Origin of the sequence: Streptomyces thermovulgaris, assembly GCF_002155915.1 — a bacterium.
Lineage (GTDB): Bacteria > Actinomycetota > Actinomycetes > Streptomycetales > Streptomycetaceae > Streptomyces > Streptomyces thermovulgaris.
This window is the reverse complement of record NZ_MUME01000194.1, coordinates 1-12634: the sequence shown is the minus strand read 5'-3', so window position 1 is coordinate 12634 and position 12634 is coordinate 1. Positions and strand designations below refer to the sequence as shown.

Here is a 12634-nt window from a genome sequence, read left to right as displayed (position 1 = left end):
GACGGCGCTGGACGCGGAGCTGGGGCTGCTGATCGACCAGCCGTTCTTCACGGTGCGGGAGGAGGCGGCGGTCAATGACCTGGTGTACATCAACAAGTGTCTGCGTGATCACCTGACGAAGGACTATCTGGGCGTCGCTTTCGTGCAGGGCGGGCTGCTCGCGGTGAAGGTGAAGGGCGAGCGGGTCGGTTCGGTGTGGTTCTGCCCGTACGACGATGTGCGGGACGTGGATCCGTCGTGGTCGCAGGCGGAGCGGGTGGAGCGGTTGCTGCTGCCGTGCGGTGAGGACTTCGACGCGTTTCTGTCCCGGTTGGCGGGTTCTCCGCCGGAGTTGGAGACGGTGGCGAATCTGATGGTGGAGGGCGGTTTCGCGCGTGTGGTGCCCGTGTCCTCCGGTTCGTCGGCGGGAGAGTGAGTCGGGCGATGGTGACGTTCGCGCAGGCGCAGGAGCGCGCGGAAGAGTGGATCAACGGGGATGTGCCGGCGTACCAGCAGCGTGAGGTGCGGGTACGGGAGTTCGAGCTGGGCTTCGTGGTGTGGGCGGAGGACCGTGAGGGCGGTCCTCGGCCGGACGGCGGTGCGCAGCGGCTGGTGATCGCCCGGGACAGCGGGGAGGCCACCTTGTGGCCGGCGTTGCCGGTGGGGGAGATCATCCGCCGGTACGAGGAGGAGTACGGGCGTGCGGAGCAGGCCGCGGAGGCGGCTCCGAAGCCGCCGGCGCGGGTGGATCTGAATCAGACGTCGTTCTTGCTGACGCCGCCTCAGTGGTTGCAGGAGGCGGCGGACAGGATGGGGATTCCGGACCGGCGGGGTGCGTCCGGGGCGTCGGACACGCCGAGTGCCCCGAGCGCGCCCGGTACGCCCAGTGCGCCCGGCACTCCGGGCACGCCCGGCACTCCGAGCACGCCCGGCACGCCGAGTGCCCCGAGCACCCCGAGTGCTCCGGCCGTTCCTGTCGGGGCGACTCCGTGGACCGGGACGGACACCAGCGTGGACGTGGAGGACGACCGTTCCGTGCCGCTGCCGGACACGGTCTACTCGCCGGCGCTGAGCGAGACCGACGACACCCCGCCGCCGCCCACCGTCGCCCCGGACGCCAAGACGACGCTGATGGAAGGCGGCAGTCAGCTTCCGCGCACCCGGCTGGCACCGGCGATCGACGCACCCGACGCACCCGACGCACCCGACGCACCCGGCGGGACCGGCGGGGGCGGTGCGCCGGCCGGCGCGGGTGCGTCCGGTGCTCCGCAGGACACCCCGCCGCCCGCGCCGCCGCGTACGCTGCCCGGTCCGGGCACGCCGCCTCCGCCGCCCTCGGGCAAGCCGCAGGACGCGGCCGCTTCCACGCCGCCGCCCGCGCCGGGCGCCGGTGAGGCCGCCGGCTCCGCGGCGGGCAGGACGCCGCCTCCGCCGCCGGGGGCACCGACCCCTGCGGGAGGCACGCCTGCGGGCGGCACGCCTGCGGGCGGAGCCCCCACGCCGCCTCCGCCCGGTGCGCCGGGTGCCGCGGGCGGCTATGTGCCGACCCAGCTCGTGTCGTCGCTCGGGCCCGACGGCCCCGGTGGTGCGGGCGGTCCGACGCCGCCTCCGCCGGGAGCGCCGAACCCGCCGGGCGGTACGGGCGGCACGCCTCCGGGGGGCGTGCATCACGCGGCCACGATGCTCGCGGATCCCGGCCGGACCGGCGGGGGGACACCTCCGCCTCCGCCCAGTGCTCCCCCAGGTGCCCCGGGGGCGCCGGGTGCGCCTCGGCCGCCGGGCTCTCCGGGTGCCGTGCACCGTGCGGAGACGATGCTGGCCGCGCCCCCGCCGGGCGTTCCCGGTGCGCCTCCTCCGCCTCCGGGGGCTCCCGGTGTGCCGCCGGGTGCGGTGCCGCCGCCCGGTCCGCCGCCCGCGCCCGGGCACTCCCTGCCCGGTCAGCCGCTCGCTCCGGGGCAGCCGCCGTCGGCCTACGGCTATCCCCAGCAGGGGCAGCCGATGGTCGGCCCCGGCTATCAGGCCGTGCTGCGCTACCGCGCGCAGGACGGTTCGGAGCAGCAGCTGATCCGGCGTTCCGCGCCGGGCATGCCGCATCCGGAGTGGCAGATCTTCCACGAGCTGCGGGCCATGAACGTGCCGCCGGACCAGGTGCTGGAGCTGCACACGGAGCTGGAGTCGTGTCAGCTGCCGGGCGCCTACTGCGCGCGGATGATCCGTGAGCAGTGGCCGCAGGCGCGCATCACGTCGATCGCGCCGTACGGCACCGATCACGCGAGCCGCCGGCAGGGCATCGAGCAACTCCTCGCCCACCAGGGCGAGCTGCACCAGGTGGCGGACGGTCCGGCCCGTCCGGCGCCGGTGCGTGCGCCGTTGCCGCCGGTGCAGCCGGCGCCGCCGATTCCGCCGGAGGGCATCGCCCATGAGCTGGGCGCGGCCTTCGGGCCGGGCGTCTTCCGGTTCGATCAGGCCGCGGTCTCCCGGCAGGGCGTTCCGCCGATCGTGGCGCACACCCTGGTGGTGGCGGGGCTGCCGGTCGACATGGGGCCGTTCTTCTGGGCGCAGGCCCAGCCGGGGCGGCCGGTGCCGACGCTGGCGGAGCTGGCGGCCGAGCGCGGGGTGCAGGCGGCGCCGGACGCGGGCTCGTACCTGGTGGTGGGCAGTGACTTCGGCAAGGCGATCTGTGTGCAGTACGGCACGGCGAACATCGTGGCGGTGCCGGTGGAGGCGGGGCCGGGCGGTGCGCCCGTGCCGCCGCAGTTCGTGAACACGGGGCTGCCGGAGTTCGTGCGTTGTCTGGCGCTGCTCGGGCGGATGTGGCGGCTGCGCTACGGGCTGACCCAGGAGCAGGCGGGCCGCTGGACCGTCGACTTCCAGGCGCAGTTGGCGTCCTTGGACCCGGCGGCGCTGAGTTCGCCCGAGAGCTGGTGGTCGGTGGTGCTGGAGCAGATGTGGGACGGGCTGCTGTGAGGCGTCCCGGCTGACGGCCGCATCGTGTGCGGACGGGGCCGGGCCCGGTTCTTGCGACCGGGCCCGGCCTTTTTGTGTCCGCCGGTGTCCGCCGGTGTCCGCCGGTCCCTGCCGGTGTCCGCCGGTCCCTGCCGGTGTCCGCCGGTGTCCGTGCGGCCGTGTCCGCGTCCGGGGCCGCGGGGGTGTCCGCAGGGGTGCCCGTGGCGGTGTCCGTCGCCCTCGGGGCGACTCGCCGTGCGTCCGGAGTGTCGCGTTATGAACATCAGCGCCCCATACATCAAGATATGCGCGAAATCATCATGTCGTATTCCGTTCGTGTAGCTCGGCGGTGTTTCGGGAGCGTCCCGGCAGCGCGTCGGCGGTGTTCCGGCGGAGAGGGGTCCAGGATGAGCAGCGCACCGGGGTCGCCGTACGGCTTCGCGGTCGTACGGGGGCGCGGCTACCGTCCCGCTCAGGTCGACGCGTACATGGCTGCCCTCTCCGACAACCGGGACGCCGCGTGGGAGCGTGCGGCGCGCCTGACCGTTCTCGCCCGGGAGATGGAGACGGAACTGGCCCGGCTGCGTGAGGCGGTGGAGGGGCTGGGCCCCCAGACGTACGAGAGTCTCGGCGAGCGCGCCGGGCGGCTCTTCGAGCTGGCGCAGGAGGAGGCGCAGGCGGTGCGCAAGAGCGCGCGGCGGGTGGCGCAGCGTCTGATGGAGACGGCACGGGCCGATGCGGAGCGTGTCCTTGCCGCCGCCCGGGCGCAGGCCGACGCCGTGCGGGCCCGGGCCGACGAGCAGGCCGAGCAGTGCCTTGTCGCGGCGCGGGCGAAGGCCGACGAGCTGCGGGCCGCGGTGCGCCGGGAGACGAAGGAGCGCCGCGGGGAGGCGCTGGCGGTGCTGCGGGAGACGCGGCGGTACGCCTCCGGGATGCTCGCCGCGCAGGCCAGGGAGCATGCCGAGCGGTGGGCGGAGGTGGAGCGGGCGCAGGCCGAGCGGGAGGCCGCTCTCGAGGCGGAGTACGCCGCCCGGGCGGCGGCCGCCGAGGCGGCCCTGTCCGAGGCGGTGCGGGCCCTGGCCGAGGCCGAGCAGGCGGCGCTGCGGGGGCAGCAGGAGGCGCGGGCGCGGGCGGCGGAGGTGCTGGCCGAGGCCCGGTTGCGGGACGAGTGGATCGCCGTGGGGCCGGAGCGGGTGCCGCGTGAGCGCGGCGAGGGGTGGGGCGACGGTGCGGGGGCGCAGGCCGGCGCGGTGGCGCGAAGCGGTGTGACGGGGCGCTGACCGGGCGGACGGGGGCGCGCGGCAGGGGTCGTGCCGACGGGCGGGTGCCGTCTTTTTCGGGGGCTTGTCCGTGCGGCTTGTCCGCGTACCGGTTCCGTCGCGGGGCGGCCGTGCGCTTGACCTTCACGCGGCGTAAGGGTGAAGACTCCCGGTGCGCCGATGGGAGGAGGCAACCCTGAGAAGGGCTCCGTCCAGCGGTGGAGAACCCCTAGGGGAAGCGCCGTACCCGAGGCCGGGGAGGGTTCGTACCGCCGGATGACGTGCGGGGGCGGGAGCGTCCTTAACCTGGCTTTACACCGCAGGGGGCGGTGTGCCGCACCGGCGGGGGTGGGGTTTTCCCCCGTTGAAGACTGCGCCGAGCACCAGCGCGCCGGGGGCCTGCGCCGAGCAGACTCGACGACGTACCGATGCGCGGACCGCTGCGCGCACCACCGCACGGATCACTTCGCAGACCACGCGTCCGCACCCGACACATCCATCGAAAGACCGACTTAGGAGACGTGACGTGACATCGGCTGTGACCGTTCCCAGGCACGGGGGTACTGGAAGGACTACGGCCGTTGCCGCGCGGGCGCGGCAGGTCGTGAAGGCATACGGGGCCGGGGAGACCCGTGTCGTCGCCCTGGACCACGTCGACGTGGACATAGCCCGCGGCCGGTTCACCGCGATCATGGGGCCCTCGGGGTCCGGCAAGTCCACACTGATGCACTGCCTGGCCGGTCTCGACACCGTGACCAGCGGTCAGATCTTCCTGGACGAGACCGAGATCACCGGCCTGAAGGACAAGAAGCTCACGCAGCTGCGCCGGGACCGGATCGGTTTCATCTTCCAGGCGTTCAATCTGCTGCCCACGCTGAACGCGCTCGAGAACATCACCCTGCCCATGGACATCGCCGGCCGGAAGCCGGACAAGGAGTGGCTGGAGCGGGTGGTGGAGACCGTGGGGCTCTCCGGCCGGCTCAAGCACCGGCCCAACCAGCTCTCCGGCGGTCAGCAGCAGCGTGTCGCCGTGGCCCGTGCCCTGGCCGCCCGGCCCGAGATCATCTTCGGTGACGAGCCGACCGGGAACCTGGACTCCCGCGCGGGTGCCGAGGTGCTGGGCTTTCTGCGCCGGTCGGTGGACGAGCTGGGGCAGACGATCGTGATGGTCACCCACGACCCGGTGGCCGCCTCCTACGCCGACCGTGTGCTGTATCTCGCCGACGGCCGGATCGTCGACGAGATGGACCAGCCGACGGCCGATCAGGTGCTGGACCGCATGAAGGACTTCGACGCCCGGGGGCGCACGTCATGACCGTCCTGAAGACCTCCCTGCGCAACTTCCTGGCGCACAAGGGGCGCATGGCGCTGTCGGCCGTCGCCGTGCTGCTGTCGGTGGCGTTCGTCTGCGGGACGCTGGTGTTCACCGACACGATGAACACGACGTTCGACAAGCTGTTCCAGGCGACGGCGTCGGACGTGACGGTCAGCGCCAAGGACGCCTCCGACAGCGGTGAGACGACCTCCAGCAACGGCAGGCCGCCGGTGATACCGGCCTCCGTGCTCACCGAGGTGCGCGCGGTGGACGGCGTGAAGTCGGCCGAGGGCGCGGTGTTCTCGACCTCGGTGACCGTCGTCGACGGCGACAAGGACAGCCTTTCGCCGACCAGCGGCGCGCCGACCATCGTCGGCAGCTGGAACGCCAACGAGGCCCGCACCATGAAGATCACCTCCGGTGCGGCGCCCAAGGGCGCGGACCAGGTGATGGTCGACGCCGACACCGCCGACAAGCACGGCCTGAAGCTCGGCGACGAGGTGGGCGTGATCACGGCGGTCGGCACGCACACCGCGAAGGTCTCCGGCATCGTCAGCTTCACCGTCACCAACCCCGGTGCCGCGCTCTTCTACCTGGACACCAGGACCGCCCAGAAGGTCCTGGTCGGCGAAACCGGCGTCTACACCGACATCAACGTCACCGCCGCCGACGGTGTCAGCGACACGCAGCTGAAGAAGAACGTGGTGGCCGCGCTCGGCGACGACTACAAGGTGCGGACCGCCGAGGAGGTCGCCGACGCCAACCGGAAGGACGTCGAGAGCTTCATGAGCGTCATGAAGTACGCCATGCTCGGCTTCGCCGGGATCGCCTTCCTCGTCGGCGTCTTCCTGATCATCAACACCTTCTCCATGCTGGTCGCGCAGCGCACCCGGGAGATCGGCCTGATGCGGGCCATCGGCTCCTCCCGCGGGCAGGTCAACCGCTCGGTGCTGGCCGAGGCGCTGCTGCTGGGCGTCGTCGGCTCGGTGCTCGGTGTGGGGGCGGGCGTCGGGCTCGCGGTCGGGCTGATGAAGCTCATGAGTCTGATGGGCATGAAGCTGTCCATGGACGATCTGACGGTGGCCTGGACGACTCCTGCGATCGGCGTACTGCTGGGCGTCGTCGTCACCGTGCTGGCCGCCTATCTGCCCGCCCGGCGGGCCGGCCGGATCTCCCCGATGGCCGCGCTGCGCGACACGGGTGCCCCGGCGGACGCCAGGGCCGGCTGGGTGCGGGGCGTGGTCGGTACGGTCCTCACCGCCGCCGGAGGGTTCTCCCTCTACCTGGCGGGCGCCGCGGACAAGGCGTCCGAGGGCTCGGTGTGGCTGGGCCTGGGCGTGGTGCTGTCGCTGGTCGGCTTCGTCGTCGTCGGCCCGCTGCTCGTCGGCGGTGTGGTCCGGGTCCTGGGCGCGGTCCTGCTGCGGGTCTTCGGCCCGGTCGGCCGGATGGCCGAGCGCAACGCCCTGCGCAACCCGCGCCGCACCGGTGCGACCGGTGCCGCGCTGATGATCGGTCTCGCGCTGGTGGCGTGCCTGTCGGTGGTCGGCTCCTCCATGGTGGCCTCCGCCACCGAGGAGCTCGACAAGGCGGTCGGCACGGACTTCATCGTCCAGAACGACATGGGCCAGCTGATCACCCCGCAGGCCGTGAAGGCGGTGAAGGCGGTGCCGCAGCTGGAGCGGGTCACCGAGTACAAGCTGGCCGAGGCCGACCTCACCACGCCCGACGGCAGGACGCTGAGGAAGCAGATGCTCTCGGCGGCCGACCCGACGTACGCGACCGACCTGCGGGTGAAGACCGTGGAGGGCGAGCTCGAGGACGCCTACCGGCCCGGATCGATGTCCGTCCCGGAGAAGTTCGCGAAGGACCACGGCATCGGCATCGGCTCGAAGATCGAGGTCGCGTTCCGGGGCGGCTCGACGGGCACGCTGACGGTCCGCGCGATCACCAGCAGCGAGGGCGTGATCGACGTGGGGGCGAAGTACCTGTCGATCGACACGCTCGCCCGGCACGTCCCGAAGGAGAGGATGCCGCTGACGATGATGGTCCTCGCCTCGGCGAAGGACGGGCAGAAGGACGCCGCGTACCGGGCGCTGAAGGACGCGCTGCACGACTACCCGCAGTACACGGTGCGCGACCAGACCGACTACAAGGAGGCGCTGCGGGACCAGGTCGGCCAGCTGCTGAACATGGTCTACGGCCTGCTGGCCCTGGCGATCGTCGTCGCGGTCCTGGGCGTGGTGAACACCCTGGCCCTGTCGGTCGTGGAACGCACCCGGGAGATCGGTCTGATGCGGGCCATCGGCCTGTCGCGCCGGCAGCTGCGCCGCATGATCCGCATGGAGTCGGTCGTGATCGCCCTCTTCGGCGCCCTGCTGGGTCTCGGCCTGGGCATGGGCTGGGGCGCCACCGCCCAGCAGCTGCTCGCCCTGGAGGGTCTGAAGGTCCTCGACATCCCGTGGCCGACGATCATCGGGGTCTTCGTCGGATCGGCGTTCGTGGGCCTGGTCGCCGCTCTGGTCCCGGCGTTCCGGGCGGGCCGGATGAACGTCCTGGAGGCGATCGCCACGGAGTGACCCGTCACCGGCGGGGGACGGGCCGCGCTCCGGGAAGGGGGCGGCCGCGGCCCGGGCGACGGACGGACCAGGGGCGGCGGGGCGAGACACCCCGCCGCCCCTGTGCCGTGCGCGCCTCTTTGCGCATCCGTTCGTCCGTCCGGATGCCCCCCTTGTCCGGGTGAACACCCCCTCTGTTTGAATATTTGTTCGAGTCGCTCGGTGTGCGGGAGGTTGTCCACAGCCTCCGCGACCACCGCCCCGGGCGTCGTACGCTGAAAAGACCCCCGGCCCGCGCACGAGTCGGGCCTTTCGTGTTGCCCATCTCCGGACGGAAAACAACCCCCCATGACCCTGCACGGTCTGCTCGACGCCGTCGTCAAGGACCCCGCCCTCGCGGAAGCGATCACCGCCGCGGCGGACGGCAACCGCATGCACATCGATCTCGTCGGCCCCCCGGCGGCCCGCCCCCTCGCGGTCGCCGCCCTGGCCCGCGAGACCGCCCGCCCCGTGCTCGCGGTCACCGCGACCGGCCGCGAGGCCGAGGACCTCGCCGACGCCCTGCGTTCGCTGCTGCCCCCGCACGGCGTCGTGGAGTACCCCGCCTGGGAGACCCTCCCGCACGAGCGGCTCAGCCCGCGCAGCGACACCATGGGCCGCCGCCTGGCCGTGCTGCGCCGTCTGGCCCACCCCGACCCCGACGACCCGGAGACCGGCCCGGTCTCCGTCGTCGTCGCCCCCGTGCGCTCCGTCCTCCAGCCGCAGGTCAAGGGCCTGGGCGACCTGGAGCCGGTGTCCTTGAGGACCGGGCAGAGCGCCGACCTCGACGACGTCGTCGAGGCCCTGGCCGCCGCCGCGTACTCCCGGGTGGAGCTGGTGGAAAAGCGCGGCGAGTTCGCCGTGCGCGGCGGCATCCTCGACGTGTTCCCGCCCACCGAGGAACACCCCCTGCGCATCGAGTTCTGGGGCGACGACGTCGAGGAGATCCGCTACTTCAAGGTCGCCGACCAGCGTTCCCTGGAGGTCGCCGAGCACGGCCTGTGGGCCCCGCCCTGCCGGGAGCTGCTGCTCACCGAGGACGTCCGCGCCCGTGCGCGCGAGCTCGCCGAGCGGCACCCGGAACTCGGCGAACTGCTGGGCAGGATCGCCGAGGGCATCGCGGTCGAGGGCATGGAGTCCCTGGCCCCGGTCCTGGTCGACGACATGGAGCTGCTGCTCGACGTGCTGCCCGAGGGCGCCATGACCGTCGTCTGCGACCCGGAGCGGGTGCGCACCCGCGCGGCCGACCTGGTGGCCACCTCCCAGGAATTCCTCCAGGCCTCCTGGGCGGCCACCGCCGGCGGCGCGGAGGCACCCATCGACGTCGGCGCGGCCTCCCTGCGGTCGATCGCCGACATCCGCGACCACGCGCGCGAGCTGGGCATGATGTGGTGGACCGTCTCGCCGTTCGCCGCGGACGAGACGGCCTACGGCGGCGAGGACGAGGGCGCGGACACCCTCAAGCTGGGCATGCGCGCACCCGAGACCTACCGCGGGGACACCGCGCGGGCGCTCGCCGACACCAAGGGCTGGCTCGCCGACGGCTGGCGCACGGTCTTCGTCACCGAGGGCCACGGCCCGGCCTCCCGCACCGTCGAGGTGCTCGGCGGCGAGGGCATCGCCGCCCGCCTGGACGTGGACCTGAAGGAGCTGTCCCCGTCGGTCGTGCACGTGGCGTGCGGCTCCGTCACCCACGGCTTCGTCGACCCCGGCCTGAAGCTGGCGGTGCTCACCGAGACCGACCTGACCGGCCAGAGGGCGGCCGGCCGCGACGGCGCCCGGATGCCGGTGCGCCGCCGCAAGAGCATCGACCCGCTGACCCTGGAGCCCGGCGACTACATCGTCCACGAGCAGCACGGCGTGGGCCGCTACATCGAGATGGTGCAGCGCACGGTGCAGGGCGCCACCCGCGAGTACCTGGTGGTGGAGTACGCCCCGGCCAAGCGCGGCCAGCCCGGCGACCGCCTCTACATCCCCACCGACCAGCTGGAGCAGATCACCAAGTACGTCGGCGGCGAGGCCCCCACCCTGCACCGGCTCGGCGGCGCCGACTGGACGAAGACCAAGGCACGCGCGAGGAAGGCGGTCAAGGAGATCGCCGCCGACCTGATCAAGCTCTACAGCGCGCGCATGGCCGCACCCGGGCACGCCTTCGGCCCCGACACTCCCTGGCAGCGCGAGCTGGAGGACGCCTTCCCGTACACGGAGACCCCCGACCAGCTCACCACGATCGCCGAGGTCAAGGCGGACATGGAAAAGCCGGTCCCGATGGACCGTCTGATCTGCGGCGACGTCGGCTACGGCAAGACGGAGATCGCGGTCCGCGCCGCCTTCAAGGCGGTCCAGGACGGCAAGCAGGTGGCGGTGCTCGTGCCCACCACACTGCTGGTGCAGCAGCACTTCGCGACGTTCTCCGAGCGGTACGCGCAGTTCCCGGTGAACGTCAAGGCGCTCTCCCGTTTCCAGACCGACGCCGAGGCCAAGGCGGTCCTGGACGGGCTGCGGGACGGCTCGGTGGACGTCGTGATCGGCACCCACCGCCTGTTCTCGTCGGAGACCAAGTTCAAGGACCTGGGCCTGGTCATCGTCGACGAGGAGCAGCGCTTCGGCGTCGAGCACAAGGAGCAGCTGAAGAAGCTCCGCGCCAACGTCGACGTGCTGACGATGTCCGCCACCCCCATCCCCAGGACCCTGGAGATGGCCGTGACCGGCATCCGGGAGATGTCGACGATCACCACGCCCCCCGAGGAACGCCACCCGGTGCTGACGTTCGTCGGGCCGTACGACGAGAAGCAGATCGGTGCGGCGATCCGCCGCGAGCTGCTGCGCGAGGGCCAGGTCTTCTACATCCACAACCGGGTGGAGTCCATCGACCGCGCCGCCGCCCGGCTGCGCGAGATCGTCCCCGAGGCACGGATCGCCACCGCCCACGGCCAGATGTCGGAGGCCGCCCTGGAGCAGGTCGTGGTCGACTTCTGGGAGAAGAAGTACGACGTGCTGGTCTCGACGACGATCGTCGAGTCGGGCATCGACATCTCCAACGCCAACACCCTGATCGTGGAGCGCAGCGACACCTTCGGCCTGTCCCAGCTGCACCAGCTGCGCGGCCGGGTGGGCCGTGGCCGCGAACGCGGCTACGCCTACTTCCTGTACCCGCCGGAGAAGCCGCTGACGGAGACGGCCCACGAACGCCTGGCGACCATCGCCCAGCACACCGAGATGGGCGCCGGCATGTACGTGGCGATGAAGGACCTGGAGATCCGGGGCGCCGGAAACCTGCTGGGCGGCGAGCAGTCCGGGCACATCGCTGGCGTCGGCTTCGACCTGTACGTGCGCATGGTCGGCGAGGCGGTCGCGGACTACCGGCGGCAGCTGGAGACCGGTGAGATCAAGGAGGAGCCGCCGCTCGAGGTCAAGATCGAGCTGCCCGTCGACGCGCACGTCCCGCACGACTACGCGCCCGGCGAGCGGCTGCGCCTGCAGGCCTACCGGTCCATCGCCTCCGCCAACTCCGAGGAGGACATCAAGGCCGTCCGCGAGGAGCTCACCGACCGCTACGGCAAGCTGCCCGAACCGGTGGAGAACCTGCTGCTGGTGGCCGGACTGCGCATGCTCGCCCGCGCGTGCGGGGTGAGCGAGATCGTGCTGCAGGGCACCAACATCCGCTTCGCCCCGGTGGAGTTGCGCGAGTCGCAGGAGCTGCGCCTCAAGCGCCTCTACCCCGGCTCGGTGATCAAGCCGGCCGTCCACCAGGTCCTCGTGCCCCGCCCCAAGACCGCGAAGGTCGGCGGCAAGCCGCTGGTCGGCCGGGAACTGCTCGGCTGGGTGGGCGAGTTCCTGACGTCGGTCCTGGGGTCGTAAACCCCGGGGACGCAAGCCCTGGGGGGCGTGGGCCGTGGCCGCATCCGCGCCCGGCCCGCGCCGCGGCCGCGCCCCGTGCCTCCGAAACCCGTGCGGTATCAACATCATTTCCGGTTACCGTGGGAAGACGGACAGGAGGACCGCACCAGGAGCGGGACCGGAAACGAGAGGAGAGGGACGCGACGTGAGGCGACTGAGGTGTCCGAGGGGCGGGGCGGCCGTGGCCACGGCCGTGGTGCTGGCGGTGACCGGCTGCACAAAGGACACCGACGGCACGGACGCACCCGAAAAGAAGACGGTCGGCGCGGCGCTCGCCGCCGTCGAGGAACTGCCCGTCAAGGGACGGGCGCCGAAGACCGGCTACGAGCGGGAGAAGTTCGGCAGCCCCTGGGCGGACACCGACTCCAACGGCTGCCGCACCCGCGACGACATCCTCAAACGGGACCTGGAACAGGTCAAGTTCCTCGACGGCACCTGCAAGGTGTCCTACGGCGTCCTGGCCTCGGACCCGTACTCCGGCAAGGAGATCGTCTTCCGGCGCGGCCACAGCCAGATCGACATCGACCATGTCGTCGCCCTGTCGGACGCCTGGCAGAAGGGCGCCAAGTACTGGGACGCGAGCAAACGCATAGCCCTGGCCAACGACCCGCTCAACCTGCTCGCCGTGGACGCGCGCACCA

General features: G+C 72.4%; 6 protein-coding genes and 1 pseudogene. All 7 read left to right on the top strand.

Going from position 1 to position 12634, the window contains the following annotated elements; translation table 11 throughout:
- Positions 1-415 (top strand): annotated as a pseudogene (locus CCN35_RS16650) (cell wall assembly protein Knr4); the annotation flags it as partial.
- 8 nt (positions 416-423) lie between these two features.
- Positions 424-2946, top strand: a complete 2523-nt coding sequence (locus tag CCN35_RS16645; RefSeq protein ID WP_086793315.1) for an SUKH-4 family immunity protein — start codon at positions 424-426, stop codon at positions 2944-2946.
- 386 nt (positions 2947-3332) lie between these two features.
- Positions 3333-4205 carry a cellulose-binding protein gene (locus tag CCN35_RS16640; RefSeq protein WP_067396466.1) on the top strand — a complete coding sequence of 291 codons (873 nt, stop codon included), beginning with the start codon at positions 3333-3335 and terminating at the stop codon, positions 4203-4205.
- Positions 4206-4710: 505 nt separating this feature from the next.
- Complete coding sequence (locus tag CCN35_RS16635; RefSeq protein ID WP_067396469.1) at positions 4711-5499, top strand: ABC transporter ATP-binding protein; 789 nt, start codon at positions 4711-4713, stop codon at positions 5497-5499.
- Positions 5496-8075, top strand: coding sequence for an ABC transporter permease (locus CCN35_RS16630; RefSeq protein WP_086793313.1), 2580 nt, complete (start codon positions 5496-5498; stop codon positions 8073-8075). Before CCN35_RS16635 ends, CCN35_RS16630 begins: the two co-directional genes overlap by 4 nt.
- Positions 8076-8402: 327 nt before the next feature.
- The gene (gene mfd / locus CCN35_RS16625) at positions 8403-11954 is read left to right on the top strand and encodes a transcription-repair coupling factor (RefSeq protein ID WP_086793311.1); all 3552 of its coding nucleotides are present in this window, start codon (positions 8403-8405) and stop codon (positions 11952-11954) included.
- A 193-nt stretch (positions 11955-12147) separates the two neighbouring features.
- A partial coding sequence (locus CCN35_RS16620) for an HNH endonuclease family protein (RefSeq protein WP_107501061.1) occupies positions 12148-12634 on the top strand: 487 nt, incomplete at its 3' end.